The following is a 23,515-nucleotide window of genomic DNA, read 5'->3' as shown; positions in this document are numbered from 1 at the left end:
CTCCTGATGCGCGTTGTTCAGCGTTATTGGGCGTTCAGGATCTCGGTGAAACGCGCCTGCGCGGTCGTCACGGCCGCATCGACGCCCTTGCCGAACACCGCCTCCTGAATCATTGCGAGCCAGGGGCCGTTGGGATCGTTGATCAACTGATTGAACTTCGTGCTGTACGGCGTGCGGCCCTTGCTCATTGCCGTGGCCGCCAGCAGATAGCGGCTGTCGAGCTTGCTATAGGCGTTGTCGGCGAGGTCGACACGCACGGGAATACTGCCGTTCTTCGCAAACTGATCGACCTGGACCTGCTCGCCGAGGCTCCACTTGATGAATTCGAGCGCGTCCTGCTTGTGCTGCGAGCCCACCGGGATCGCGATCGAGTCGCCGCCCGCGAAGCTCGCCCAGCCGCCATTCTGTCCCGGCAAATAGGCGAGGCCGAAGTCGATCTCGGGATGCGTTTTCTTCAGGATGCCGATGGAAAATGCGCCGGAACCGACCATGCCGATCTTGCCGGTCAGAAACGCATTGATGAAGTTCGCACCGCTGTCGGTTTTCGCGCTCGCGGGCATATCGCCCGCTTCCCACATGCGCCGATACATGGCGAGCGTGCCTTCGAGCGCGGGATTAGTCAGCGTCGCCGTCTTGCCATCGGCCGAGAGCAGGTCGCCGCCCGAAGCCCAGACGTAGGGCGTCAACGTAAAGATGTTGCAGCCGCCGCACGCGCCGGAAAAATAGAAACCCTTGACCCCGTTGCCGAGCGCGGTGATCTTCTTCGCATCGGCTTCGAGTTCGGCCCACGTCTTCGGCGGCTGATCGGGATTCAGGCCCGCGCGTTTGAAGAGGCTCTTGTTATAGAGCAGCATCGAGCTTTCCGCACTGAAAGGCAGCGCATATTGCTTGCCCTGGTAATTCCCGAGCCGCAGATGAGAGGGACTGAGGCTCTGGTAGAACGGCAGCTTTTTCGCCTGGTCGGTGATGTCGGTCAGTTGACCCGCGCGCGCAAACTGCGGCACGAAAATCAGGTCGATGGCGATCACGTCAGGCGCTGCGCCGCCCGCCGATGCGGTGCCGAACTTGGTGACGAAGTCGTCGTTCGGAATGACGGTCAGATTGACCTTGGTGGGATGACCTTGATTCCATGTGGCGACGAGCGGTGTGACGAACGCCGCATCCGACGCGCGCACCCAGAAGGAAATGCCATCATCGGCCTGTGCATGAGTCGCGGCGAACAGCGCCACGCATGCCAGGCGGCCAAGCCACCGCTTGCATCGATTCATGGATGTCTCCTCTTGTCATCGACACGCCGCTTGCGACGTTTGCCAGACCGTCATGCTGGCTTCGCCGCGCGGGACGTGCCGCCAAACTTCGGGACTTGGGCTTTTTTCTACCTTGGTGCGTTGCAGCAGCCTTTTCCGGCTTGCCGCGAACGCCCGGTGCGCAGAGATTGACATGCCCCATGTGCCACCGCAAGATGAAGAAACCGCAGTAAAACAGGACAATTCCGACTTTTTCACCCATGACAGATCCAGCCCTCCGCCTGGCCTGGTCGCCGCCTCTCGAAGCCAGCAATGGCGGCCTGTTCGTATCGCGCGGCGTGGGCGTGCACCCGTCGCGGCGCATCCAGTCGTACGAGTTGATCTATGTCCGGCAGGGCTGCCTCAAACTGCACGAGGACGGCAGGCAATTCGAGGTGAATGCGGGGGAAACGTTATTGCTCTGGCCGGGCCGGCTGCACGGCGGCACGTCGCCGTTCGCCCCCGATCTCAAGTTTTACTGGGTGCATTTCACGCTGCCCGAAACGCCGCTTTCCGGTTCGGCAAGCCGTGAGTTGCTCGAGATTCCGCAGCACGCGCGGGTCGAGCGGCCCGATCATTTATCGGGGATGTTCCAGCGTCTCCTGAACGACCAGCAGATCTACGGTGTCCAGCCATTGCCGGACAGCCTCACGATCCTGCAGATGCTCTGGGAACTGAAGCGCTCGCGCGTGGCGGCCACCGCGGTCGACGGCGCGCCGCAGCAGCTGGCGGCAAGCGCCGACCGGTGGATTCGCACGCACTTTCATGAGCCGATCAGCGCGTCGTCGATCGCGGCGCACCTCGGCTGCAACGCGGACTATCTAGGACGGGTCTATCGCGCCGTCTATGGCCGCACGCTGACCGACGCCGTTCACGAACGGCGTATGCTGCACGCCGCCATCGTACTTGCCGAAGACCGGTTGACGATCGCGCAGGTCGCCTACGAATGCGGATTCGAAGACAGCGGCTATTTCCGCAGGCTGTTCAAGAAGAGTAAGGGCATGACGCCGAATGCATTCCGAAGGCTGCATTTGCGCGTTCACATCAACACAGCCTGACACGCGCGGAAGGCCGGGATACCTGCGCCAGATCGGTTCGATATGACGACGGCACCCGGGCCACTCCATCTCGCATCATTCGTTCTTAGCGAATCCCGCGCTTGATGAGCGGAATGAGCGAGTCGATCGTCGCGGGTGTCTGCACACCGGCGCCGGTGTTGATGGTCAGTCCCGCGAAGTGATAAGCCGCCGAGAGCACGCACTGCGTGACGGGCAGAAAACCCTGCAGATAAAGCTGCTGGTCGAGCGTCGCGGTGATGAATTTGCTCTGCAGCCCGGAAATCGTGGCGGGCGCCAGATCGATGCCGCCCACGATGATTTGCCCCGGTTTCTTGCCGGCCTGCTGGAGCGCCTGCGGAACGAACCCGGTCACGCCGCCGTGCTGGGTGCCGATCGCCTTCAGACCAGGGTGCGCCTGGATAAAGGCGACCAGGATCGGCACGGCGAGCGATGAATCGGAATCCACCTGCGGCGAGATATTGAGCCGGGTCACCTTCACGCCGGCCTTCTCCAGCGTCTCGGCAAGGCCGCGGTCGGACTGGCTGCGCACGCTCTCGTTGAAGACACCGTATTCGAGCGCCTCGTCGCCCTTCTTGAGCCCGGCGCTGAGCATGGCCTGTGCGGTGATCTGGCCGCCCACATAGAGTTCGACGCCGGCGTAGCCGAAGCCCTTCGCGTCGTAGAGCTTCTGGTTATCGGGCAGCGGCGTATTACCGACGGTCACGAGGATGCCCTGATCCACCGCCTGCTTGATCAGCGGGGCGAAGGCCGGATCGCCCGGGTGGCCCATGATGCCGATACAGGTCGGCTTCGCCGCCATCGCCTGGCGAAACTGCGCAAGCATCGTCTCCGGGCTCCAGGCCGAAAACTGCTCGATCACCTTGATGCCGAAGGCATGCCCCGCATCCGCCGCCCCGGTCTGACGTGGCAGCGTCGCGCCGTCGCCGGGGTTTCCGCCCATCTGCATATACATCGTCATACCGGCGCCGAGCTGGCCTGACGTGGTCGGATCGGTGGCACCAGCGTTCGGCGAGAGGCCGAACGCAAGCACGCCCGCCCCCAGGAGGAACCCAGTCATGATCTTGTTCATTTCCGCTCCTATCTCCTGATTTAACGGCTTTAGCGCCGCCCAAGCCTCAATCTTTCGCGCAACGCGCGCAGCCTGGCGGGATTCTCGACCAACAGATGCAGGATCACGGCGACGATGAACACCACCCCTTCGATCGCCTGGACCCAGAAGCCGGCGATACCGGTCGCAACGATGCCGGCCTCCAGCATGCCAATCACGAAGGTGCCGAAGAACGTGCCCACGATCGTCGCCGTACCGCCGAACACCGAGGTTCCGCCGATGAACACACCGGCGAGCGCCGGCAGCAGATAGCCTTGCCCCTGGGTCGAGAAGTAGTTCAGATTCTCGAGCGTGAGCAGGACCGTGGCGAAACCAGCCAGCACCCCCATCAGCGTGAACAGCTTCACCGTCTCACGCAGCACGTTGATGCCCACGACCTTCGCCACGTTGCGGTTGTCTCCGATGAACAGCACGTGCTCGCCGAAACGGTGGCGATTGAGGATGAACCACATGAACACGGCGAGGCCGAGCGCCCAGAGCGCCTGCATCGGGATCAGACCGAACAGCGTGCCCGTGAATACCGCGTAGGCCGACCCGCTGGCGAGCTGCTGCAATGCATAGGAGAGCCCGCCGGAAAGGATCGATGCCACACCGGCCCAGAGGAACTGGGTGCCGATCGTCACGATGATGGACGGCATGCCGACCACCGCGACCAGCACGCCGTTCACCACGCCGACCAGTGCACCGCCCGCCAATGCCGCAACAATGGCTAGCCAGGCGGATCCGGTGGTGTTCACGCACCAGGCGAACAGGAAGCCCGAGAAGGCCATCACCGAGGGGAACGACAGATCGATCTCCCCTGCCGCAATCACCAGCGTCAGCCCGATCGCCAGCACCGCGAGAGGCGGCACGGTGGTCAGGAAGGAGAAGTAGATTGGCCAGCCCAGAAAGACGCGTGGCGCGGTCGCCATGAACAGGCCGACCACCAGCGCGAACACGACCAGGCTCGGCAAGCCTTCCAGGCGGGCAAAACCCGGCAGGCGCAAACCCACCGGGCGCACCGGCCGCTTTTCCTTGATCGGATCGCTCACGTCCTTGTCCCCGCAACCGGCGCCGGTCCGTGCCCGCTCTGCTGTAGCGAGATCAAAAATCGCGTGAGGTCTTCGAGGCTCATCTCACCGGATTTGATGTCCGCGACAATGCGGCCGCGATCGAGCACGACCAGCCGATCGGCGAGCTCATGCACATGAGCGAGGTTATGTTCGATGTAGATGCAGGCGCGGCCGGACTCCTTAATGGAGCGAACGAAGTCGAGTACCTTGCGCACCTCGCTGATGGCAAGCGCCACCGTGGGTTCATCGAGAATGATCAGATCGCTGTCGAAATGCATCGCCCGTCCGATCGCGATGCCCTGGCGCTCGCCGCCGGAAAGTTTCGCAATCAACGAATCCGCGTCGATCCCCACGCCGCGAAAACCGAGCTGTTGCTTGAGAATATCGTTGGCGATGCGCCGTTCTTCGGCGACATTGATAAAACCGAATCGGTTGGTGATCTGCCGGCCGACAAAAAAATTACGCCACAGCGGCTGCTTCTCGCCGAGCGATTTTTCCTGATAGACCGTCTCGAAGCGCAACCGGTGCGCCTCGCGCACGGAAAAGCGGCTCCAGTCGACCTCTTCGTCGCGGATGAACAGCTTGCCCGAGCTCGGCCGCACGACCCCGGTCAGCACCTTGATGAGCGTGGATTTACCCGCGCCGTTATCGCCGATCAGGCCGACGATCTCGTTGCGGCCAATGGCGAGGTCGATGCCGGAAAGCGCACGTATCTTGCCGTAGGACAGGCTGATGCCCTGCGCGCGCACGATATGCCGCCAGTCGCTCGCAGCGCGCGCGGCATCGGTCGCCGTCACGCTACGCTCCAGCGCGAATGACCTACAGGGTTGTTGTGTACGACGATAACCATAAAACTTTCCCCTTTGCTTATCGATCGCCGCATCAACTTACATGGAAAAGTCTCTGGAATATAGTAAGACTAACAGTCAAAGTCTAGTTCAAGAATCGCCTCGCGAGACCGCTTGTTTCATCGGGAAATTACTAGTCCTGGGCATCCGAATAACGGAATGTAAGGGACCCGGGCACGTCCACGATTGATAGCAAACTTCGCGCGTATGACCTGACGCGGTGGCTCGTGCAGGAGGCGCGACAGCACGGTTCGCCACCACGGCATCGAGGTCGACAACGTCCTTGAGATGGTCAACAATCACCGGGCCCGCCAACCCAGTTTCGACCGCCACGTATGAATCAACCTGAATTCACGCTTCGCGCAGCGACGCCCGCCGACGAACCATTTCTGTTCGAGCTACGCAGGGCAACGATGACCGGGCATCTGGAACGTGCCGGCGAATCGACCGACGAGGAAGCGCATTGGGCGCGTCTGCGCTATCGCTACGACGACGCTTATGTCATCTGTTGCGGGTCGGAAAACCTCGGACTCTTCAAGTTCTTTTGCGACCCGGATGAATGGACCATCGTACAAATCCAGATCCTGCCCGAACATCAGGGTCGCGGTATCGCGGCCCATCTGCTCGGTGAATTTCCAAGCCACGCAGACAACGCTCGCGTCCCTGTCAAACTCAGTGTTCTGAAGGGCAATCGGGCGATAAGCCTTTACCAGCGCTTTGGGTTTCAGGTGGTCGACGCGACTGACACGTCGTTGCTGATGAGGCGGCGGTAACGCCGCCGCTACATGAAATTGCGCGTATGCAGCGCAGCAAGTTGCTTCGCCTGAGCCGGCTCGAAGCCAAGGCGCACCAGCCTCGTGTAGCGGCCATCTGCCATTTCGCGCATCAAGGTTTGAACCTGCGCGTAGCCTCGCGCCACGGCCGCGGGCGTCAACTCGCCCGCGGCAATCAGGATCAGCGCGTCGAATACCTCCTCATTGAGGCCCGCGGTGCCCTCCAGTGCGTCATGACGTTGCTCGACCGCGTGGGCCAGACGCGAACGCAGGCGCGGCTCGCCGTTGAGCCGGTAAAGCAGATGGGACATGCCCAGCGCGACATGACGGGCCTCGTCGCGCACGGCAAGCCGTGCGATCTGGCGTGTCAGGGGATCGGGTGCGTGACTCTGCAGGAATTGCAGCAGCGTGACGAAGGTGCCTTCGCCCATGACCGAAAGCATAAAGCTCGCGACCGAGAAATCGGGTTCGTCGAGCAGCGTTTTGAGCGATGCCTGCCCGCCTGCCGTCGATAACGCCGGCTCGTGGCCCTTGTGGCGAATGCGCCGGGTGAAGACGTCGATGTGCCGCGCCTCGTCGGCCACCTGGATCGCGAGCGCGGCCTGCAGTTCACGGTAGTGCGGATGCAGTTGCCCGAGAAAGCGCGCGGGCACGATGAGCGCGGCGTTCTCGTTCTCGACCAGGTAGGTCATGATCTGCACGACGGCGGCTTCCACCGGGGCCGGCAATTCGAATGACACCCGCCAGTCGATCGCCTCGTCAGGATCCCATTGCGCGGCGACCGCCTGGGCGTACAGATCGGCGGCGTTCTCGCTCCAGACCTCCGCTTTCTGGTCCAGCCGGAAGGCGAATTCAGGCGAAGCCGCTTCCACCTGCGCGCCTCTGGCCGCCAGTCCCCAGGCGGGCGATGCGCGCGATGCCACCGCCCCTGCCACGCGCGGATCGCTGCGCCCGGTCTGCTGCGCGTCGCGCCAGCGTCCGTAGCGGCGGTCGCGCTCGATCACGGCGAAGCGCCGTCCTTCGGCCGCTTGCCACTGCACGAGATGGCCCTGAGCGCGGCACCAGTGCCCGAGCATGACCTCCCAGCCGGGCGCCGCGCCCAGCACGCGCAACGTCTGGCCCGGCGTCAGCGCGTCCAGTGCGTGTCTGACCAGAAGATGCGCGCCGGCGTCGAAACCGAGCGACTCAATATCGATAAGCGGGCTCGGCGATCCGGCCTTGTTCGTCATAGAAAGCCTCTTCCGTTACCGCGCGCTCGAGCAATGCGTAGCCGCTGGTGCGGCCGGGCAGCCATGACCTGAGACCCTCCAGTTCGAGCAACGGACGCACCCGCGCGTCATTCCAGTCCATCGAGAGCAGCAAGTCGCCAAAGCGCTGGGTCGCTTCCTGAGGCACGCCAGGGCTGACCGTCATGTTGCAGTGATCGAATGCGCCCGTCGTGGCAACGATGCGCGACGCACCCGCTGGCAGCGTCCCTTCGTCGGCAAACGCCCGGAAGTTGCCGGCGATCATCCACGTGGCGTCGATTTCGCCGCGCACGAGCGCGCTCGCCGCCTCGCGTTCGCCGCCGACGTGGTCGCCATGCTTGCCGCCCAGCACATCGAAGCGGCGCGCCTGGTAGTCCTCGCCCGCGACGAGGCCGCCCTCGTGGCGCAGATGATCCAGCGGAATCAGCGTGGCCTGGGGCGAGTCGATCGCGCCGAAGCCGATCGTGCCGTCGCGCAGGTCGGCGAGCGTCTGGACGCGACTGTCGCGGCGAACCACGAGCACCGAATGCAGGTCGCGGTCGGTGTCGCGCATGGCGAGCGGCAGCACGGTCTCGCCGCGCGCCTGCGCGATGCGGCTCGCGCGTATCCAGGCAAGCGGGGAATTCCACGCGAACGCAATATCGCCTGCGAACTGGGCCTCGACCTGCGTTTCATAGTTCGAGTAAAGCAGATAGTCGATCGCGAGCCCGCGTTCGGCAAACCATGCCTTGAAGCCCTCCCAGATCGTGACGACCTTGGGCGCGTAGGCAACGGCGCCGAGCATCAGGGGGGCATTTCGTGCGCTTGAGGACATGATGGGTGTCTCCTCGTCAGGCGAGCGGCAGGCCGCACAGCACGCGGCCAATGAAGTCGTAAAGGACGTCCGATGTCGGTCCCATGATGGAAGCGGCGCGCGCATCGCGGAACAGACGCTCGATGCCCACCTCCTTGCGAAAGGCCGCGCCGCCGCAAATGCGCATCGCCGTATCGGTCACGGCGAGCGCGGCTTCCGCGGCCACCGCCTTCACTTCGAGTACGCGCAGCATCGCGTCGGGCCGGCCCGTTGCCAGCGCGGCGAGCGTATCGTCGCGCAGCACGCGCGCCTGATCGACGCGCAGCTGCGCGCGGGCGAGATAGGCGCGGATGGTCGGCAGGTCGGCAAGGGCGCTGCCGCTCTCCGCGAAGCGGCTGCCGGTTACGTGTGGAATCGCGCGCGCCAGTGCGCCATCGGCGATGCCGATCGATGTCGACGCAACGAGGTTTGCAAACGCCGGCAACGCTTCGCCATTCATGATGTCGCCGCCGCCCCCGTCCGGGCCGAGCATCGCACTGGCCGGGACACGCAAGCCTTCGGCCTGGATCGGCGCGGAGGCGTTGCCGCGCAAGCCGAGGCCGTCGAAGGGCTGCGGACAGTGCAGCCCTTGCGCGCGGCTGTCCACGAGCCAGAGCGTACTGGCGCCTTGCGCGGCCAGCGCCGGTCGCGACGACCAGAGGTAGGAGTCGGCTTCGATGGCGGACGTCACCATGCTCTTGCTGCCGTTGAGCACGAAATCGTCGCCATCGGGCCGCGCGGTGCCGACCGGCGCCCAGAAATGGCTGCGCGTGCCGGTCTCGGACCACGCCAGCGTGGTGAGGTGGTCGCCTTGCGCAATGGCGCGCCTCACTTCGAGGGGGCCGTATTTTTCGATGAGGATCGCGCCGGCGTAGTGCATGGTGACGACCATCGCGGTGGACGGGCAATCCCGCGCGATGCGCTCGACCACCTGACACGCCTGCGCGACGCCCTGCCCCATGCCGCCGACCTCCTCGGCGCTGACGAGCCCGAGCAGGCGTGCCTCGCCTAGCGCGTCGATGGCCGCGCGAGGAAAGCGCGCGAGCTGATCCGTTTGGGAGGCTTCGGGGGCAATAACGGTGCGAACGAGCGGTTCCAGCACGTCGAGCAAGGACATCGGAGTCTCCCGGGCAGAGTTGGCGGAGACGGTCATCCGGGTCTGTGCTGACGCCGCGCGTGCATCGCGCAGCCGAAAATGGAGGACGCGCGTGCGCCGCTCCGGTGCATCTGTCGCATGCAGACCTGCAACAACGACTCTCGCACATGAAGGAGCCCGCAGCGCATCGGCAGCGCCGCAGGCCGGCACATTATTGCATCTGCCGATTTTCTCTGGATGCTGGGTGTTCCGGCTCGTCCGCAAGGCCTGGGCGCGCGCTGCGCCCAGGCCGCAGCCACCTCAGTGCATATCGCCAACGACAACGCGTGCCGACAACGCATTCGTATCACGCGACGACGACGCGGCGCGAATCTCGTAGCTTCCGCCATGCACCTGCCACGCGTGCTTCGTCACGTTCCAGGTCGCGAGGCGCCGTGCCGGGATGACGACGCTCACCTGCTGCGACTGCCCGGGCCGCAAGGCGACCTTCGTCCATCCCACCAGGCGCTGCGGCGGCTCGCCCAGACCCGGCGGCAGCGTGGCGTACACCTGGGCGACTTCGGCGCCGGCACGCGAGCCCGTGTTGGCGACGGTGAACGAGGCGATCACGTTGCCGCCCTGATCGGTATGCGTCCTGAGCCCCGAGTACGAGAACGTCGTATAGGAAAGTCCATAGCCAAACGGGAACAGCGGATCGATGTTTTTTGCATCGTACCAGCGGTATCCCATCAGGAGTCCTTCGCTATAGACGACGTTCAGGTTGTTGGGGTCGATGGTCGGCTGCGGCAGATCGGCTTCCTGGCGCGGGAACGTGATCGGCAGCTTCGCGGACGGATTCACGTCGCCGAACAGGATGTCCGCGATCGCCTGGCCGCCCTGCACACCGGGATACCACGCTTCCACGACGCCGTGAACGCTGCCGAGCCACGGCATCGTAACGGGACTGCCGTTCTCCAGCACGACGATGACCCGTTTGGCCTTCGCAGCCACCGCGTTGATCAGCGCATTCTGGTCGTAAAGCTGATTGCTCGGGTCCGCCTTGCTGTCCGGCAAGGACAGGTTCGCCAGATCCGTGCCCTCGCTTTCCCATTGCGTGGCGAACACGATCGCGACATCGGCACTGGCGGCCGCGCTAGCCGCGGCGGCGGCGTTCGTGCCGTCGAAGTACGTCACCGTGGCCTGAGGCGCCTTGGCCTTGATCGCGTTGTACGGCGAGGACTTGTACCAGGTCGCGCAACTCGACAGCAGCGGGTTGCCGGACTGGCATCCCGACACCGCATTGCCGTCTGCCGCGGGCACGCCTCCCGACCCGCCTCCGGACATCACGCCGAGATCGGCATGGCCGCCGATCACGACGATCGAGTGCAGGCCGCCGGCGGCGAGCGGAAGGACCGGCTGGTTGCTGCCCGATGCCGGGCCATTCTTCAGTAGAACGATTGATTCGTGCGCCACCGCCAGGGCGTCACGGTTGCCTGCCGTCCGGTCGACCGAGCCGCCGGGAGTGGGCGGGTTGTCCATGACGCCAAGGGCAATCATGGTGCGCAGCTTGCGAAAGACCATGTCATTGAGGCGGGCGACCGGAACGGTACCGGCCTGGACCGCGGCCTTCAGCGCGCTGCTGAAATACGACTGAATGCCGAAGCCCGCCCCTGCCGTGCCGAGATCGCCTGGCTGCTCTTCATCGAGACCCGCCATCGCGGAGGCGACAGTCGTGTGGTTGGCCGTCCAGTCCGACTGGACTTTGCCCTTGAAGCCCCACTCCTGCTTCAGAATCGTCGTGAGGAGTTCCGGGTTCTGGCAGGCATACACGCCGTTGATCAGGTTGTACGAGCACATCACGTTGCCGGGATGCCCCTCGCGCACGGCAATCTCGAAGGCGAGCAGCTCCGTTTCCCGCATCGTCCTTTCGTCGACCACCGAATTGCTCGTCATCCGGTTGGTTTCCTGGTCGTTCATCGCGTAGTGCTTCACCGTTGCGATCACGTTCTGCGACTGCGTTCCGATAGTGCGCGCGGCGCTCATCGTGCCGCTCAGAACGGGGTCTTCGCCCATGTACTCGAACGTGCGGCCATCGCGCGGTTCACGCGCGAGATTGACGCCGCCACCCAGTCCTTCCGCATAGCCGAGCACGCGCAGCTCACGGGCGATGCGCGCGCCGTAGGCCCCTGCGAGCGCCACGTCCCAGCTCGAGGCGAGCCCGATCGGCGCGGGAAAGGCCGTGGTATGCGCGTTCTGCACGTTCACGCCGCCCGCCGAATCCGCGGTGGCCAACGGCGGAATGCCCAGACGGCTGACGCCAGGGATATACCCGGCGCCCTGCACCCACGAAGGAAACGGGCCACCGAGTCCGACGGTGGGAATGCCCGTTCCATGCACCAGCTGGATTTTTTCGTCGAGCGTCAGTTGCGAGACCAGCACGGCCGCGCGCCTGTCGGCCTGGTCGCCCTTCGCTTTCCAGTCGAAGGCCGGCTGTGACGCACCCGAGTCATGGGAAAAGAACTGCGCCACAATCGAAAATGGGCTGGCGCCCCATGTATTGCTGGTGGCGGCTTGATCCGCGTACGCCGCGGAGCCGGCACACAGCGCGCCGGCGACCGCAATCGCTATTTGCTTCGTATTCCTCACGGTGTCTCTCCAGTTTTGCCGATTGCATGAGCGATGACCCGCAGGATTGCGGGACCGTAATCGGACTACATTTTTCTTCTGGTTTTATGTTGAATTACCCTACGCAGCGCGATGACGATAGCACCCGGAGAAACGTTTGCGCTTATCTTGCCGTCGCGGAACTTAACCTTGCGTCGCGGCATCAGGGTTTGCCTTAGCCCTGCGCCGCCTGCCATTTCGTCGCTACCTTGCAGGCAGTTTACGAGCCTTCGCACCGGCTCACGGCGCCCGGGCAGCGGTTCATGCGGATTCGATATCCGGCCCCATCGGGCCGTTTGAGGATTGCAGCAAGGATGCTAAAGTCACCAGCTACCAGCGGTTAGCCGAGGCGACGTTTCTCCGTTCCATGGTGTCTCCCATGACGACCGATCAAAAGACCGTATCAAACGTCCTTGCCCAACTCTCGCTCAAGTCCGCCGTCGAACACGGCATGTCGCCGCACGATTTCACGCGCCTCACCGGCATCACCGAGGCCGAACTCGCCCATCCGGACGGGCGCATCCCCGCACACAAGCACATTGCGATGCTCAATCTGCTGGAGCCGGGCTACCAGGCCTCGGAGCGGCTCGAAATTTTTTCCAGTTATTCCTTTCGCGCACCTATCAGCACGTTACTGGCCATCGTCACGAACAGCCCGACGTTGACGAAGGCCTTTGAGCAGTTTCTGCGCTACCGGGTATTGATCGGAAACGTCGATACCGTGAAGGTCAAGCGGGCTGGCCAGACGTTCGAGTTCGAATATGTGCTGGACGGCGCGGGCAGAAGTTCATCGAGCGCTTTCTATAATTTTCTGCTGCTCGTTCGCCTCGCCGAACAGTACAACGACGACGAGCCCTATCCCACCCAGATCGAGCTGACCGGCGAATCGTTTGCGCCCGTTTCCCAGCTCTCGCACCTGTGTGGCGCGACGGTGAAATTCAGGCAAAGCCGCAACCGCATGCTGATGAAAACCGGCGCGGCGGACCTGCCGTATTGCAAGTACAACGAGATAACCGAAAACATTCTCTGCGGGCAGGCCGATGCCGATATCCGACGCTTCGTTGTCGGCCATTCGTTTTCTTCGAGGATCGAAGATTTCGTGACGAAGATGATTCGTGAGGCGCATGCCGGCCTGCCATTTGCGAACCCCATGGAAGAAGTCTGCGGCCGCCTTGGCATTTCACGCTCGACGCTGCACCGGCGCCTGCAGGGTGAAGGGACGAACTTTCAGGCGATCCTGTCCCATGCGCGGCTCGAGGAAGCCAGGCGGTTGCTGCCGCTGGCCGATTATTCGGTTGCCGCGGTGAGCGATCTTCTCGGCTTTTCTTCTCCCTCCGCGTTCTCGCGTTTCTTTCTCGAGAACAGCGGCAAGTCCCCTTCGCGCTACAAGTTCGAAAACTGCAGGTTCTAGTGACCTTACTGGACAGACTGCGCCTGCGCTGTCCGCCCCCGAACCGCAAGGCGGAGGGCGGGATCGATGCGCCGTCACCGATCGCAGACTCCGGGACAATCATAAAAACATGCCACGCGTTAGTCTGGAGCCCACGAGGCAATGAGTACTTTCCCCTTCGTTCCCCCTTGCGGAGAAAAAGCGGACTACGACGCGTTCATTGGCGAGGCGCCGGCGTTTCGTCAACTGCTCAGGATGATCGATCGCGTCGAGCCCACCGATCACGCCTTGCTCATCATCGGGCCGACCGGCTCGGGCAAGGAGCTGGTCGCACGCCGCGTGCACACGCGCAGCCTGCGCCGCGTTCAACCGTTCGTTGACGTCAACTGCGGGGCGATTCCCGAGCATCTCGTCGAAGCGGAACTCTTCGGGCACGTCAAAGGCGCGTTCACCGGCGCCGGCGAAAGCCGTTCCGACCTGCTGCAGCAGGTCGGCAAAGGCACGCTGCTGCTCGACGAAATCGGCGAATTGCCGCTCGCGCTGCAGCCCAGGCTCCTGCGGGCAGCGTGCTTGCCGAAAAGCCGCTGATCGAGGAAGACACGCTCGAGCCGTTTCTTCTCAGCGAAACGGCCGGAGCGGTTTCGCGCGCCGCGCCCAGTTCGACGCTGCTGGACCAGTTCGAGGCCGCATGAGCGCCCGACACCCCGTGACGAAGGCGCCGGTCAGTGCGCAGGTCCGAAGAAGGCCTGCGCACCTTCCGATGGCGTCAGTCCGGCGGCGAAATAGCCTTCGAGGCGCTCGGCCTTGGCGTCGTCGAGCAAAAACGGCGGACGCACGAGCCCTTGCGCAATGGCGTGGTCGTACCACCGGCTCATCCACTCGCGCAGCTTCGTTTCATAAGGTGACGGCAATTCGTCTGGCGCGATCTCTTCCATGCGCAATCTCCGCTCGCGGCCTGCCTGCCTGCCTGCCTGCCTGCCGCTATATTCCTGTCGCTACACGTGCTGCGCCCATCGAAGGACGCAGGATTTCGGGGGGAAACACTTGCCATCCCCGGTCGGGATGGCGGAAGAAAAACAGCGCGCGCGGTCCGTCCGCTGTCTGCGCCTCGATGAACACGCTCGCGATCCGCCCGGACGGCGAACGATGCACCGTCACGACCCGCACTGTCTGCCTGCTGGTGGGATTCAGCCACTTTACGACCGCTGCCCCTAACGACTGCCGCACCGCCATCGCCGCCCCCCACGCTTTAGGTGAAATCATCGTAGACAGCCGTTAAACCGGCCGCCATCGGGACGGGTAGATAGTTCCCTCGGGATTGTCTGGTTCGCTTGTCAGGATTTCCTTCTCTTCACGCATGGTCGTGCGTCACTCGCCGACCAGGCCATGCCGGATCGCATAGCGGATCACCTCCGCGTTATTGCCGAGCCCGAGCTTTTGCATCAGCCGCATCTTGTGCGTGCTGATCGTCTTGGCGCTGAGCGCGCACGCATCGGCGATATCGTTGATGCTCTTGCCCGACGCGAGCATCTGCAGCACCTGGAACTCGCGGTCCGAGAGCACCTCGTGCGGGGGCACGTCGCCCGAATGCTTTTCGAACACCATGGCGTCGACGAGTTTCGGGTCGATGAAGCGCCCGCCGTCCGCGAGCTTGCGAATCGCGGCCAGCAGCACTTCGGGATCGCTGTCCTTCGTCACGTAGCCTGTCGCGCCGGCCCGCAGCGCGCGCGACGCCACCTGGGCTTCGTTGTGGATGCTGAGCACGAGCACCGGCAACGCGGGTTCCTCGGCGCGCACGCGGCGGATCAGATCGACGCCGCTGATGCCCGGCATCGTCATGTCCAGCAGCAGGAGGTCGACTTCGCAGGTTCTCAGCTTTTCGATCACCTCCGAACCCTGCCCGGCCTCCGCCGTCACCACCATGTCGGCAGTCGTCGCGAGGATCTGCTTGAGTCCGCCACGCACGATGGCATGGTCATCGGCGATGAGTATTCTGATCATGGGGGTCTTCAAGCGGAACGTGGATCGAAATCGTGGTGCCCGACGCAATGCCGATGGTCAGGTCCTTGCAGGGCTGACTGTCGATGCTCAACGTACCACCAATCAGCCTCGCGCGCTCTGTCATGCCAAGCAGACCGTAAGCGTAGCTGGCATAAGCGGCCGCCACGTCGAAGCCGCGGCCGTCGTCGCGCACACGCAAGTCGAGCGAGTCGGGCCCCGCGGCGAGCGTGACCTCGACGCGCTGCGCCGCGGCGTGGCGCGCGACGTTCGTCAGCGCCGCCTCGACGATCCGGAACAGCGCCGTGGCCTGCATGTCCGACAAGACGGGCTCGGCGCTTGCCACGTGCAGTTCGCACGGGATGGCGTTGTGCCGGCTCCATTGACTGGTCAGCCATTCGAGCGCCGACACAAGGCCGAAGTTGAGCGCAGCGGGCCGCAGGTGGCTCGCCACGTTGCGGACCATCCAGATCGTGCCTTCGACCAGCTCGCGCATGTCGTCGGCCCGGCCGACGGCCTCGGGGTCGTCGGTGAGCCGCATCCGCAACAGCGAGACATCCATTTTCAGCGCGGTCAGCAACTGCCCCAGTTCGTCCTGTATCTCCAGCGCGCTGCGCTTGCGCTCGTCTTCGCGAATCCCCTCCAGATAGGCCGACAAAGCCCGCTGCTGCTCGCGCGAGCGCACGAGTTCGTCCTCCACGCGCTTGCGGCCGGAAATATCGTGCAGGCCCACGTAAATGGCCGGTGCGCCGTCGTAGTTCGACAGCCGTGCCGTCGCCATGGCCCAGAACTGCGTGCCGTCCGGCCGGCGCAGCTTCACCTCCGCGTCGCCGAAGCTGCCTTGCGCCGCGAGACAGCGCACGAGTCTTTCGCGCTCCAGCGGGTCGACGTAGAAGTCGACGATATTGACGTTCGCGCGCGCCGCTTCATCGAGGCGAAGGAGTTCGCGAAACCGCGCGTTGGCATAGAGCAGATGGCCGTCGGGCATCGAGGTAATGCCCATGGCCACCGGGCCCGATTCGACGATCGCGCGAAAACGTGTTTCGCACGCATTGAGGCCGCGCTGCTGCATGGCGAGTTGCCGGTGGGCCGAACGCAGCGCGAGGTGCGTGCGGACCCTGGCCATCAGCTCCTCGACCTGCACGGGCTTGCGCACATGGTCGGCCGCGCCGGCGCTGAGCCCATCGGCCAGGTCGCGATAGTCGCCTGCCGGCATCATGAGCACCACGGGAATGTCGCGCGTGCGCACGTCCGACTTGAGGCTGCGGCAGGTGGCCAGGGCGCCGACGCTGGCGGCCTCCGAATCAAGCAGAATCAGTTCGGGCTGGGACACGCACGAACGCTCCAGGACCTCGAGGCCGCTGTTCGCGGCGAGCACCTCGAAGCCCTCCCATACGAGGTGGTCGGCGATCAAACGGGTCTCGTTTGGCGTACCACCTGCGACCAGAATCGTGCAGGCGTTCGTTGTCGCGGCCTGCGAGTCAATCATCTTGCCCACGGTTGCTCCGGCCCTGGTTACTTTGTTTTGTCCTCGTCGCCAAAGCCATGGCCCTTCGGCAACCCTTTATCACGTATGCAGGTAAGACCGATTCCGCGCCCCGTTAGCCCTCCATGCTCCAGGTGCCCTACGTCGCGAACGAATGCCTCGCGGAAATTTCCGCACGGTCGATCAGTTCGTCGAGACTGCGTACGAGTTCGCCAAGTGCCCGCAATGCATACAGATCGAGTTTGTCGGCATGATTACGGCGCAAGTCTTTCATGCTTTCCTGCAAGCGCCGGATCGCGCCCGCGCGGCTGTCCGGCAGCGGCCAGCAGTGCATCAGATAAGCCAGCGGCGTGAGATTGCGGGATTCGCACCACGTATCGAACAGGCGCATGCAGATCGAGTTCACGTCCTGCACGCGCGCCTTACGGTCGCCCCACTCGGAAATCATCGCGCGTCGCCTCTGCAGCTTCGAAATTTTGCTGACGTCATGATGAGCCTGCCAATCTTCGCGTGCAGTCGTCTTCGACTGCAAACGGTAACGGGGAATCCTGAATTTCGTGTCAGGAAATCCTGAATGGCGGACTTCGACCGGCAATCGCGCCCTTGAAGCTCCGCCGCGCATTGCCTGCCTCGCCCGAAGTAAAGCGGATTGTCGGCGAGATTACGTCGCGTTATGCTGCGCGCGACTGCCCCTTCGGTTCCACACAATGCCGCGCACGGCATCCGCTGATTTCGTATGAACAGAAGACAGATGATCGCGCAATGCGTCGGTATGGGCGCGAGCCTGATAACGATGCGGGCGGCCATGGCGTTGCCGGTCAGCCGCCCGCCAGCAAGCGTCGTATTTTTAAATCCCGGCGAAAGCGTGGAACACGATACGGGCCAGCACTGGCAACTCGTTTCGCGCTTCATGGCCGCGACTGCCAGACGCTTCGGCATGCAACTGGAAGTGCTTTACGCGGAGCGCGATCATCTGCTGATGCTGCGCCAGGCCGAAGCGGTGGCGGCGCGTGCGGCGGCGCCCGACTATGTGGTGATCGTCAACGAAAAGATGGCCGCGCCCCAGATGCTGCAAACGCTGGCGCGCTCGCCCGCCAAAGTGCTGTTGATCCACAACGATCTGACCGAAGCCCAGCGCGCCCAGACCGGCAACGAGCGCGACCGGATCGCGAACTGGATCGGCACCGTCACCGCCGATGCCGGGCGCGGCAGCTTCCGGCTCATGGACTACCTGATTCGTTTGAACGGCAGCGGGCCCGCCCGCGTGATCGGCATTACCGGCGACCCGGCCACGCCGGTTTCGGCGGAGCGCGCCGCGGGCGTGCAGGCCGCGCTGGCGCGCCGGCCGCAGGACCGCATCGATCAGCTCGTCTATGGCGACTGGAGCTTTTCCGACGGCCGCGACAAGGCGCGCGTGCTGCTCTCACGCTATCCGGACGCCAATATCCTTTGGGCTGCCAACGATATGATGACGCTTGGCGCACTGATTGCGGTGCAGGAACGGCATCTGTCCACCATCGTCGGCGGGCTCGGGGCGCTGCCCGAAGCCGTGGCTTCGGTCATGCGCGGCGAGCTGGCCGCGATCGTTGCCGGCGACCAGTTCATCGGCGCCTGCGCGATGGTCCTCATTCACGACTACCATTACGGCGCGGACTTTGCGCAAGTGGGCGGACCGCGTCAGCGGCTCGACTACCTGAAGGTGCTCGACAGCAGCGACGCCAGGCGTTACGCCGAGATTGCCTTTCAAGGCCGCACCACCCCCGACTTCAGCGGCTTCTCGCGCGTGCAAAGCCGGCATGCCGGCGCCTACACGTTCGATCTCGACACCCTGCTCAATTCCGCTTCAAAGGCCGCGTGATGCTGCAAACCTTTTTGCGTGCGCGCTTCCCACGCAGCCTGCACGCGCAGCTCATGCTCTCGCTGCTGGTGCTCTGCACGCTGGTGGCGGGCACGTCGGCTTTCTTCCTGCTCGAGCATGCACGCGAACGCCGGATCGCGGAACTCGACGAACGCGCGAACCGCATTGCCGATCTCCTCGGCCAGTCGCTCGCGCAGCCGCTCTGGAATGTCGATCGCGACGCGATTGCGCGGCAACTGAATGTGCTCAAACCGAATCCGGAGGTGGTGAGCTTCACCGTGACCGCGACCAACTATGGTGTGCTCGCCGACGCGAGCAACGCGCCGCTGCCCGACCCGCAGGCGCGCGTGGTCCGCGTGCGGCCGATAGAATTCACGCCACCCGGTAACGCGCCGCCCGAAAAGATCGGCGAGGTCCGCGTGGTCCTGACGAGGGCCGCCGCCGACCGCGGTTTCGAGGCCGCGCGCGCGGCCGTGCTGGGAACCCTCGCGCTCGTGCTTGCCGTGGTGTACGTCACGACCTTTCTACTCATCAAACACCTCGTGCGCGAGCCGATCCGGCGCCTGGAGGAAATGGTCGACCGCATCGCGTCCGGCGATCTGGACAGCCGCTGCGCGATCGAATCCAGTGTCGAGTTGGGCCGGCTCGCCGCGCGCGTCAACGTGATGGCGGAGCGGCTGCGCGACTCGACGGCATCGCTCAGGGAGAGCGAGCGCAAGTACCGCAGCATCATCGAAAACTCACTCGAAGGATTCTTCGTCCTCGATCGCCACGGCAAGCTCTGCGACGCCAATCCCGCGATGGCCCAGTTGCTCGGCTATCGCGACGTTCGGGGCATGATGACGGCGCGAGGCAACGACGCGGGCACCGTTCTCGCTCCGCCACAGCCGTTCTCCAGCGGGAAGACGGCTCAACTCTTCGCGATGCTGCAACTGACCGGCAAGATCGCCGGCCTGGAAATCGAACTGACTCGCGCCGACGGCAGCGCGGTCTGGTGTCAGCTCAACGCCCGCGGCATACGCTACGACGGCGCGGGCCCCCAATGCCTCGAAGGACAGTTGACCGATATTTCGGGCCGCAAGCAGGCGATGGAGATACTGACCCGCCATCGCGATCAACTCGAGGAGGAAGTGCGCGAACGCACGCGAACCGAGCAGTTGCTGCGGCATTCGCGCGAACAGTTGCGCCAGCTTTCGTCCCACCAGGAATCGATTCGCGAAGAAGAGCGGCGCCAGATCGCCATGACGATCCACGACGAACTGGGCCAGTTGCTCACCGCGATCAAGATCAATGTGTCCCTGCTCAAGCTCGCGCTGAGCCAGGGCGCCGGGTGGCAACAAAAGGTGGGCGATATCGGCGCGCTGGCTGAACGCACCATCGACATCGTACGCAACGTCGCGAGCCATCTGCGGCCGGCCGCGCTGAATTTCGGCCTTTTTTCGGCGCTCGAATGGCTGGTTCAGGACTTCACCCGACACAACGCAACGGTCTGCACGTTCCAGCTCGAAGGCCGCGAACCGTCATTGAGCGACGACCGTGCGACGGCCGTGTTCCGCATCGTCCAGGAGGCGCTCACCAACATCAGCCGGCACGCGCAGGCCTCGCACGCGGAGGTCATCCTGCGCTACATCCATAACCATTTCGAACTCGAGGTCCATGACGACGGCAACGGATTCGACGTGGCGAAAGCGATCCGCGGCAATTCTTATGGACTGCAGGGCATGCAGGAGCGCGCACGGATGATCGGCGCGCAGTTTCATATTGGCAGCCGGGACGGCCCGGGATCGACGGTGCGCATCGTCTTCAACGAGACGACGGAAAGCGTCCATCGGGCCCTGCCCGCCGACAACGAACTCCGCTAGTCATGCGTCATCCGCCTGGCGCTGTTCGAGCGCACGCAGCATCTCGTTGGTCTTGTCGAGAAACGCGGCGTGGTAGGCGCCAGGCAGCGTGACGTCGTCCATGACCGACATGACGTCTTCCCGCACCTGCCTGAGCGACCCATGGATCTCGCCGCATTGCGCCGGCGTCAGTTTCGGCAACGCCAACTCGATGAACTTCTGCATGACGAGCGACCTCGCCGCGAGATGCGAAATCTTGATGGTCGTTTCCGCCACTTGTGACTTGAGCACGTCCAGCACGTCTTTGCTATTCGTCATGATCACGCGTGCTCCGGGCGCCCGGCGTCGGCTGTGCGAGCCGCCACGCGAGATTGGCGCGCGCCGCCGCCTCGCAGTGCGAATGAAAGTAATCGGTCAGGTAGATGCGCGGCCGCGCAAGCAGCGCTTCCAGCATCCGCCGCTCGTGCATGGCGTAGGCGTGGTCGTCGAGGTCCGGGCGTTCGGCTCTCAGGCGCAGGCCGTTGTCCTGAAACTGGCGCCGCGGCGCGCCGAGCGAGGCGAGATCGATGTCGCACGCGAAGCGCGCGTCCAGCTCATCCGGCGCGCGGGCGTGCCGGGTCGCGAGAATCGCTTCGCAAATGCGCTCGCATGCCGCGATGCGATCGTCCGCGCAGCGCCGCAGCCATTGCGCGCTGCGCTCTTCATTGTCCTGAGCGCCCGGAACATAGATCACGTCGTGGCACCACAGCGCAAGCTCCACGAGATCGCCATGCGCAATGGCCTCGCGCGCCCGATCGAAATCGCGCAGGCAGCGGCGCACGTGGCGCAGCGTGTGGTAGTGCCGCCCCGGTTCGCCGTAGCGGCGCGCGAGATCGGCATAGACGGCCTCGGCGCGCCCGCCCCCGCTGCGCGACCATAGCTCGACGAAGCGTCCCTGCGTGCGGTTCACCCCTGCTCCTTTGCGCGCTGCGCGATGCTCAGAGAAATTCCTCGCGAATGTCGATGGTCGAGCGCTGGCCGATATCCGCGTAGTGCCGCGCGAGCCACGCATCCGCTTCCTTGCGGCCGTTGTCGCGCAGTTCGCACAGGAAATCCCAATCCGCGTTGTACTTGCTCGACACGCTGAGCGCGCACATGGCGGCGTCGGAGCGGATCGAATGAATCAGCATTTCCTTCATCTCGTCGCGAGCGAGCTTGCCGTGCTGGATCAACTCGGTGACGAACGCAATCGCGCGCATTTCGCGCATGAGCGACGAATTGAAACTGATCTCGCTGATGCGATTCAGAATCTCCGCCGCCGTGACCGGCACGCCGGGGCGCACGAGCGGGTGTGCAGCGCATACAACCTCGTCGCGGCCAGGGACCAGCATGGGCTCATTATGCGCCGCATGCCCTGAGGCAACAGCCCCGATATTCACCTGGCATCGCGTGGGCAACATCGATGCAAACGTATACTCCCTGCCAGTATTCGCCTATACTGCCCCACAGTATCCTCAACCGATGCCGTCATGCCTCATTCCCCCGAAGAAAAGAAGCGCGTGCTGACACGCGTGCGCAAGGTTCGCGGCCAGCTGGACGCGCTCGAGCGCGCGCTGGAGGAAGGTGCCGATTGCGCGCCGGTGCTCCAGCAACTGGCGGCAATTCGCGGTGCGATCAACGGCGTGATGGCCGGTGTGCTCGAAAGCCATCTGCGCGAAGAATTTACCCATCTTGCGGGATCAGCAGAGTCCCCTGGATCGATCGACGATGTCGTGACCCTCGTTCGAACCTATTTACGCTAGCTCAGCGCGGGATTTCCCGCGCCGATCTGGCCGACCCTCTTTCTTTTTACAGGACTACTATGAAATCGCGTGCTGCAGTTGCGTTTGCGCCCGGCAAGCCCCTCGAGATCGTCGAGATCGACGTCGAACCGCCCCGCAAGGGCGAGGTGCTGGTCAAGATCACGCATACCGGCGTTTGTCATACGGATGCCTTCACGCTCTCCGGCGACGATCCCGAAGGCCTCTTCCCCGTCGTGCTCGGCCACGAGGGCGCCGGAGTCGTCGTGGAAGTGGGCGAAGGCGTGACCAGCGTGAAGCCCGGCGATCACGTCATCCCGCTCTACACCGCCGAATGCGGCGAGTGTCTGTTCTGCAAGAGCGGCAAGACCAATCTGTGCGTGTCCGTGCGCGCGACGCAGGGCAAGGGCGTGATGCCCGACGGCACGAGCCGCTTCAGCTACAACGGTCAGCCCCTGTATCACTACATGGGCTGCTCCACCTTCAGCGAGTACACCGTGGTGGCCGAAGTCTCGCTCGCGAAGATCAACCCGCAAGCCAACCCCGAGCAGGTGTGCCTGCTGGGCTGCGGCGTGACCACGGGTCTGGGCGCGGTGAAGAACACCGCCAAGGTGCAGGAAGGCGATACCGTCGCCGTATTCGGCCTGGGCGGCATCGGATTGGCTGTGATCCAGGGCGCGAAGCTCGCCAAGGCCGGCCGCATCATCGCCATCGACACCAATCCGGGCAAGTTCGATCTGGCGCGCGCCTTTGGCGCCACCGACTGCGTGAACCCCAAGGATCACGAGAAGCCCATCCAGCAGGTGATCGTCGACATGACGGGCTGGGGCGTGGACCACAGCTTCGAATGTATCGGCAACGTCAACGTGATGCGTGCGGCGCTCGAATGCGCGCACCGCGGCTGGGGCCAGTCGGTCGTCATCGGCGTGGCCGGCGCGGGACAGGAAATCTCCACGCGCCCGTTCCAGCTCGTGACGGGCCGCCGCTGGCTCGGCACGGCCTTCGGCGGCGTGAAGGGCCGCTCGCAATTGCCGGGCATGGTCGAAGACGCGATGGCGGGCAAGATCCAGCTCGCGCCGTTCGTCACCCACACGATGCCGCTTACGGGCATCAACGAAGCCTTCGACCTGATGCACGAGGGCAAATCGATCCGGAGCGTCGTTCACTACTGACACTGAACTGACACAGAACGAAGGAGAG

Annotated in this window: 23 protein-coding genes and 2 pseudogenes; 10 read left to right on the top strand and 15 right to left on the bottom strand. The window is 64.1% G+C overall.

The genetic code is table 11. The features are described from left to right. Nucleotides 1–23: 23 nt before the first annotated feature. Nucleotides 24–1,268, bottom strand: coding sequence for a sugar ABC transporter substrate-binding protein (locus AB4Y44_RS16120; protein WP_368700166.1), 1,245 nt, complete (start codon nucleotides 1,266–1,268; stop codon nucleotides 24–26). Between the two features lie 239 nt (nucleotides 1,269–1,507). Here AB4Y44_RS16120 and AB4Y44_RS16115 point away from each other — a divergent pair, with 239 nt between their 5' ends. After that, nucleotides 1,508–2,344 (top strand): AraC family transcriptional regulator, encoded by an 837-nt coding sequence (locus tag AB4Y44_RS16115; RefSeq protein ID WP_368700165.1) that lies wholly within the window; start codon nucleotides 1,508–1,510, stop codon nucleotides 2,342–2,344. An 85-nt stretch (nucleotides 2,345–2,429) separates the two neighbouring features. Here AB4Y44_RS16115 and AB4Y44_RS16110 read toward each other — a convergent pair whose 3' ends face one another. Genes AB4Y44_RS16110 through AB4Y44_RS16100 form a run of 3 tightly spaced genes read right to left on the bottom strand, consistent with a single transcriptional unit; the run spans nucleotide 2,430 to nucleotide 5,322 of the window. Then, entirely contained in the window at nucleotides 2,430–3,434 is a 1,005-nt protein-coding gene (locus AB4Y44_RS16110; RefSeq protein ID WP_368700164.1) for a substrate-binding domain-containing protein, read from the bottom strand. Between the two features lie 29 nt (nucleotides 3,435–3,463). Next, nucleotides 3,464–4,504 (bottom strand): ABC transporter permease, encoded by a 1,041-nt coding sequence (locus AB4Y44_RS16105; protein WP_368700163.1) that lies wholly within the window; start codon nucleotides 4,502–4,504, stop codon nucleotides 3,464–3,466. Then, nucleotides 4,501–5,322, bottom strand: a complete 822-nt coding sequence (locus AB4Y44_RS16100) for an ATP-binding cassette domain-containing protein (protein ID WP_342920045.1) — start codon at nucleotides 5,320–5,322, stop codon at nucleotides 4,501–4,503. The genes AB4Y44_RS16105 and AB4Y44_RS16100 overlap by 4 nt, the downstream gene beginning before the upstream one ends. 386 nt (nucleotides 5,323–5,708) lie before the next feature. On the opposite strand from AB4Y44_RS16100, the gene AB4Y44_RS16095 reads away from it, so the two are divergent. Further along, nucleotides 5,709–6,146 carry a GNAT family N-acetyltransferase gene (locus AB4Y44_RS16095; protein WP_342920044.1) on the top strand — a complete coding sequence of 146 codons (438 nt, stop codon included), beginning with the start codon at nucleotides 5,709–5,711 and terminating at the stop codon, nucleotides 6,144–6,146. 8 nt (nucleotides 6,147–6,154) lie between these two features. Here AB4Y44_RS16095 and AB4Y44_RS16090 read toward each other — a convergent pair whose 3' ends face one another. The 4 genes from AB4Y44_RS16090 to AB4Y44_RS16075 all read right to left on the bottom strand — a co-directional run bounded on the left by AB4Y44_RS16090 (nucleotide 6,155) and on the right by AB4Y44_RS16075 (nucleotide 11,946). Continuing rightward, nucleotides 6,155–7,375 carry a ferritin-like domain-containing protein gene (locus AB4Y44_RS16090; RefSeq protein WP_342920043.1) on the bottom strand — a complete coding sequence of 407 codons (1,221 nt, stop codon included), beginning with the start codon at nucleotides 7,373–7,375 and terminating at the stop codon, nucleotides 6,155–6,157. Beyond that, nucleotides 7,332–8,207 carry a phosphate/phosphite/phosphonate ABC transporter substrate-binding protein gene (locus tag AB4Y44_RS16085; protein WP_368700162.1) on the bottom strand — a complete coding sequence of 292 codons (876 nt, stop codon included), beginning with the start codon at nucleotides 8,205–8,207 and terminating at the stop codon, nucleotides 7,332–7,334. Before AB4Y44_RS16085 ends, AB4Y44_RS16090 begins: the two co-directional genes overlap by 44 nt. Before the next feature lie 16 nt (nucleotides 8,208–8,223). Then, the gene (locus AB4Y44_RS16080) at nucleotides 8,224–9,342 is read right to left on the bottom strand and encodes an acyl-CoA dehydrogenase family protein (RefSeq protein WP_368700161.1); all 1,119 of its coding nucleotides are present in this window, start codon (nucleotides 9,340–9,342) and stop codon (nucleotides 8,224–8,226) included. Between the two features lie 279 nt (nucleotides 9,343–9,621). After that, the gene (locus tag AB4Y44_RS16075; protein WP_368700160.1) at nucleotides 9,622–11,946 is read right to left on the bottom strand and encodes a beta-glucosidase; all 2,325 of its coding nucleotides are present in this window, start codon (nucleotides 11,944–11,946) and stop codon (nucleotides 9,622–9,624) included. A 397-nt stretch (nucleotides 11,947–12,343) separates the two neighbouring features. On the opposite strand from AB4Y44_RS16075, the gene AB4Y44_RS16070 reads away from it, so the two are divergent. The 3 genes and pseudogenes from AB4Y44_RS16070 to AB4Y44_RS16060 all read left to right on the top strand — a co-directional run bounded on the left by AB4Y44_RS16070 (nucleotide 12,344) and on the right by AB4Y44_RS16060 (nucleotide 14,046). Next, a complete protein-coding gene (locus AB4Y44_RS16070) occupies nucleotides 12,344–13,375 on the top strand; it encodes a helix-turn-helix domain-containing protein (protein ID WP_368700159.1) in 1,032 nt (343 codons plus the stop codon). A 141-nt stretch (nucleotides 13,376–13,516) separates the two neighbouring features. Beyond that, a pseudogene (locus tag AB4Y44_RS16065) lies at nucleotides 13,517–13,915 on the top strand (sigma 54-interacting transcriptional regulator); the annotation flags it as partial. 5 nt (nucleotides 13,916–13,920) lie between these two features. After that, nucleotides 13,921–14,046: a hypothetical protein gene (locus tag AB4Y44_RS16060; RefSeq protein ID WP_342920038.1), complete on the top strand. Its 126-nt coding sequence runs from the start codon at nucleotides 13,921–13,923 to the stop codon at nucleotides 14,044–14,046. 30 nt (nucleotides 14,047–14,076) lie between these two features. Here AB4Y44_RS16060 and AB4Y44_RS16055 read toward each other — a convergent pair whose 3' ends face one another. Beyond that, nucleotides 14,077–14,289 carry a hypothetical protein gene (locus tag AB4Y44_RS16055; RefSeq protein ID WP_028203895.1) on the bottom strand — a complete coding sequence of 71 codons (213 nt, stop codon included), beginning with the start codon at nucleotides 14,287–14,289 and terminating at the stop codon, nucleotides 14,077–14,079. 176 nt (nucleotides 14,290–14,465) lie between these two features. On the opposite strand from AB4Y44_RS16055, the gene AB4Y44_RS16050 reads away from it, so the two are divergent. Then, nucleotides 14,466–14,633: a hypothetical protein gene (locus tag AB4Y44_RS16050; RefSeq protein ID WP_342920037.1), complete on the top strand. Its 168-nt coding sequence runs from the start codon at nucleotides 14,466–14,468 to the stop codon at nucleotides 14,631–14,633. Nucleotides 14,634–14,722: 89 nt separating this feature from the next. Here the strand turns inward: AB4Y44_RS16050 and AB4Y44_RS16045 are convergent, their stop codons facing one another. The 3 genes from AB4Y44_RS16045 to AB4Y44_RS16035 all read right to left on the bottom strand — a co-directional run bounded on the left by AB4Y44_RS16045 (nucleotide 14,723) and on the right by AB4Y44_RS16035 (nucleotide 17,286). Beyond that, nucleotides 14,723–15,355, bottom strand: a complete 633-nt coding sequence (locus tag AB4Y44_RS16045; RefSeq protein ID WP_069263858.1) for a response regulator transcription factor — start codon at nucleotides 15,353–15,355, stop codon at nucleotides 14,723–14,725. Further along, nucleotides 15,330–16,841 carry an ATP-binding protein gene (locus AB4Y44_RS16040; RefSeq protein WP_368700235.1) on the bottom strand — a complete coding sequence of 504 codons (1,512 nt, stop codon included), beginning with the start codon at nucleotides 16,839–16,841 and terminating at the stop codon, nucleotides 15,330–15,332. Before AB4Y44_RS16040 ends, AB4Y44_RS16045 begins: the two co-directional genes overlap by 26 nt. Before the next feature lie 136 nt (nucleotides 16,842–16,977). Beyond that, nucleotides 16,978–17,286, bottom strand: coding sequence for a hypothetical protein (locus AB4Y44_RS16035; RefSeq protein ID WP_342920036.1), 309 nt, complete (start codon nucleotides 17,284–17,286; stop codon nucleotides 16,978–16,980). A 288-nt stretch (nucleotides 17,287–17,574) separates the two neighbouring features. Between AB4Y44_RS16035 and AB4Y44_RS16030 the strand changes: the two genes are divergently transcribed. Continuing rightward, nucleotides 17,575–18,696, top strand: a complete 1,122-nt coding sequence (locus tag AB4Y44_RS16030; protein WP_368700158.1) for an ABC transporter substrate-binding protein — start codon at nucleotides 17,575–17,577, stop codon at nucleotides 18,694–18,696. Then, the gene (locus tag AB4Y44_RS16025; protein WP_368700157.1) at nucleotides 18,696–20,558 is read left to right on the top strand and encodes a PAS domain S-box protein; all 1,863 of its coding nucleotides are present in this window, start codon (nucleotides 18,696–18,698) and stop codon (nucleotides 20,556–20,558) included. Before AB4Y44_RS16030 ends, AB4Y44_RS16025 begins: the two co-directional genes overlap by 1 nt. On the opposite strand, the gene AB4Y44_RS16020 is transcribed toward AB4Y44_RS16025, so the two are convergent. The 3 genes and pseudogenes from AB4Y44_RS16020 to AB4Y44_RS16010 all read right to left on the bottom strand — a co-directional run. Next, nucleotides 20,559–20,855, bottom strand: a complete 297-nt coding sequence (locus tag AB4Y44_RS16020; RefSeq protein WP_368700156.1) for a hypothetical protein — start codon at nucleotides 20,853–20,855, stop codon at nucleotides 20,559–20,561. Beyond that, nucleotides 20,845–21,486 carry a hypothetical protein gene (locus tag AB4Y44_RS16015; RefSeq protein WP_342920032.1) on the bottom strand — a complete coding sequence of 214 codons (642 nt, stop codon included), beginning with the start codon at nucleotides 21,484–21,486 and terminating at the stop codon, nucleotides 20,845–20,847. The genes AB4Y44_RS16020 and AB4Y44_RS16015 overlap by 11 nt, the downstream gene beginning before the upstream one ends. 28 nt (nucleotides 21,487–21,514) lie before the next feature. Continuing rightward, nucleotides 21,515–21,868 (bottom strand): annotated as a pseudogene (locus tag AB4Y44_RS16010) (patatin-like phospholipase family protein); the annotation flags it as partial. Nucleotides 21,869–22,045: 177 nt separating this feature from the next. On the opposite strand from AB4Y44_RS16010, the gene frmR reads away from it, so the two are divergent. Both frmR and AB4Y44_RS16000 read left to right on the top strand, forming a co-directional pair. Next, nucleotides 22,046–22,318 (top strand): formaldehyde-responsive transcriptional repressor FrmR, encoded by a 273-nt coding sequence (gene frmR, locus AB4Y44_RS16005; RefSeq protein WP_028203886.1) that lies wholly within the window; start codon nucleotides 22,046–22,048, stop codon nucleotides 22,316–22,318. 59 nt (nucleotides 22,319–22,377) lie between these two features. After that, the gene (locus tag AB4Y44_RS16000) at nucleotides 22,378–23,487 is read left to right on the top strand and encodes an S-(hydroxymethyl)glutathione dehydrogenase/class III alcohol dehydrogenase (protein WP_342920031.1); all 1,110 of its coding nucleotides are present in this window, start codon (nucleotides 22,378–22,380) and stop codon (nucleotides 23,485–23,487) included. Nucleotides 23,488–23,515 lie beyond the last annotated feature (28 nt).

The sequence above is a fragment of the Paraburkholderia sp. BR10937 genome (assembly GCF_040965695.1).
In the GTDB taxonomy this organism is placed as follows: domain Bacteria; phylum Pseudomonadota; class Gammaproteobacteria; order Burkholderiales; family Burkholderiaceae; genus Paraburkholderia.
This window is presented reverse-complemented; position numbering and strand designations above follow the sequence as displayed.

Bases quoted from the DNA above. Each gene is read 5' to 3' on its own strand.
- AB4Y44_RS16120 (WP_368700166.1), bottom strand. From the start codon at position 1,268: ATGAATCGATGCAAGCGGTGGCTTGGCCGCCTGGCATGCGTGGCGCTG.
- AB4Y44_RS16115 (WP_368700165.1), top strand. From the start codon at position 1,508: ATGACAGATCCAGCCCTCCGCCTGGCCTGGTCGCCGCCTCTCGAAGCC.
- AB4Y44_RS16110 (WP_368700164.1), bottom strand. From the start codon at position 3,434: ATGAACAAGATCATGACTGGGTTCCTCCTGGGGGCGGGCGTGCTTGCG.
- AB4Y44_RS16095 (WP_342920044.1), top strand. From the start codon at position 5,709: ATGAATCAACCTGAATTCACGCTTCGCGCAGCGACGCCCGCCGACGAA.
- AB4Y44_RS16090 (WP_342920043.1), bottom strand. From the start codon at position 7,375: ATGACGAACAAGGCCGGATCGCCGAGCCCGCTTATCGATATTGAGTCG.
- AB4Y44_RS16085 (WP_368700162.1), bottom strand. From the start codon at position 8,207: ATGTCCTCAAGCGCACGAAATGCCCCCCTGATGCTCGGCGCCGTTGCC.
- AB4Y44_RS16080 (WP_368700161.1), bottom strand. From the start codon at position 9,342: ATGTCCTTGCTCGACGTGCTGGAACCGCTCGTTCGCACCGTTATTGCC.
- AB4Y44_RS16070 (WP_368700159.1), top strand. From the start codon at position 12,344: ATGACGACCGATCAAAAGACCGTATCAAACGTCCTTGCCCAACTCTCG.
- AB4Y44_RS16055 (WP_028203895.1), bottom strand. From the start codon at position 14,289: ATGGAAGAGATCGCGCCAGACGAATTGCCGTCACCTTATGAAACGAAG.
- AB4Y44_RS16050 (WP_342920037.1), top strand. From the start codon at position 14,466: ATGAACACGCTCGCGATCCGCCCGGACGGCGAACGATGCACCGTCACG.
- AB4Y44_RS16045 (WP_069263858.1), bottom strand. From the start codon at position 15,355: ATGATCAGAATACTCATCGCCGATGACCATGCCATCGTGCGTGGCGGA.
- AB4Y44_RS16040 (WP_368700235.1), bottom strand. From the start codon at position 16,841: ATGATTGACTCGCAGGCCGCGACAACGAACGCCTGCACGATTCTGGTC.
- AB4Y44_RS16035 (WP_342920036.1), bottom strand. From the start codon at position 17,286: ATGATTTCCGAGTGGGGCGACCGTAAGGCGCGCGTGCAGGACGTGAAC.
- AB4Y44_RS16030 (WP_368700158.1), top strand. From the start codon at position 17,575: ATGAACAGAAGACAGATGATCGCGCAATGCGTCGGTATGGGCGCGAGC.
- AB4Y44_RS16025 (WP_368700157.1), top strand. From the start codon at position 18,696: ATGCTGCAAACCTTTTTGCGTGCGCGCTTCCCACGCAGCCTGCACGCG.
- AB4Y44_RS16020 (WP_368700156.1), bottom strand. From the start codon at position 20,855: ATGACGAATAGCAAAGACGTGCTGGACGTGCTCAAGTCACAAGTGGCG.
- frmR (WP_028203886.1), top strand. From the start codon at position 22,046: ATGCCTCATTCCCCCGAAGAAAAGAAGCGCGTGCTGACACGCGTGCGC.
- AB4Y44_RS16000 (WP_342920031.1), top strand. From the start codon at position 22,378: ATGAAATCGCGTGCTGCAGTTGCGTTTGCGCCCGGCAAGCCCCTCGAG.